The sequence below is a fragment of the Actinospica acidithermotolerans genome, from assembly GCF_018139625.1.
In the GTDB taxonomy this organism is placed as follows: Bacteria; Actinomycetota; Actinomycetes; order Streptomycetales; family Catenulisporaceae; genus Actinospica; species Actinospica acidithermotolerans.
In genome coordinates, this window is record NZ_JAGSOH010000290.1 from 1 (window position 1) to 1,086 (window position 1,086).

Below are 1,086 nucleotides of genomic sequence, written 5' to 3' on the forward strand. Positions count from 1 at the left end.
GCCGGTGGCGATCAAGGCGGCGTTCGGGGGCGGGGGTCGGGGGTTGAAGGTGGCGCGGACGCTGGAGGAGATCCCGGAGCTGTTCGATTCGGCGGTGCGTGAGGCGGTGGCGGCGTTCGGGCGCGGGGAGTGCTTCGTGGAGCGTTACCTGGATAGGCCGCGGCATGTCGAGACGCAGTGCATCGCGGATGTGCACGGGAACGTGGTGGTGGTCTCGACCCGGGACTGCTCGTTGCAGCGGCGGCACCAGAAGCTGGTGGAGGAGGCTCCGGCGCCGTTTTTGACCCAGGGGCAGGTCGAGGAGCTCTACCGGGCCTCGAAGGCGATCCTGGCGGAGGCCGGGTATGTGGGGGCCGGGACGTGCGAGTTCCTGGTGGGGCAGGACGGCACGATCTCGTTCCTGGAGGTCAACACGCGGTTGCAGGTGGAGCATCCGGTGAGTGAGGAGGTCGCGGGGATCGATCTGGTGCGGGAGATGTTCCGGGTGGCCGAGGGGCAGGAGCTCGGGTACGGCGATCCGGTGCTGCGCGGGCATTCGATCGAGTTCCGGATCAACGGGGAGGACCCGGGCCGCGGGTTCCTGCCGGCGCCCGGCACGGTGAGCGTGTTCCGGCCGCCGGCCGGGCCGGGGGTGCGGGTGGACTCGGGGATCGAGCAGGGCGCGGCGGTGGGGCAGAACTTCGATTCGCTGCTGGCGAAGCTGATCGTGACCGGGCGCACCCGGACCGAGGCGCTCGAGCGGGCCCGGCGGGCGCTGGCGGAGTTCGAGGTCGAGGGCATGCCGACGGTGCTGCCGTTCCACCGCGCGGTGGTGCAGGATCCGGCGTTCGCCCCGGCGGATCCGGACACGGCGTTCTCGGTGCACACCCGGTGGATCGAGACCGAGTTCGACAACACCATCGCCCCGTACGCCGGGCCGGGCGGGGCGGTCGCGGAGCCTGTGGCCCGGGAGTCGGTGACCGTGGAGGTCGGCGGCAAGCGGCTGGAGGTGGTGCTCCCGGCGGGCCTGGGCGTCTCCGCCGCCGCCCCGGCCGGCGGTGTGGCCGGGGGTGGGAGGGAGGCGGCCCGGCGCGCCGGGGGCGGGCG

At 73.3% G+C, this 1,086-nt stretch carries 1 protein-coding gene; it reads left to right on the forward strand.

Annotation, left to right across the window (positions count from 1 at the left end; translation table 11 throughout):
- Positions 1 to 1,086, forward strand: a 1,086-nt coding sequence (locus KDK95_RS34730) for an ATP-binding protein (RefSeq protein WP_212522602.1), incomplete at both ends; no start/stop codon positions are given.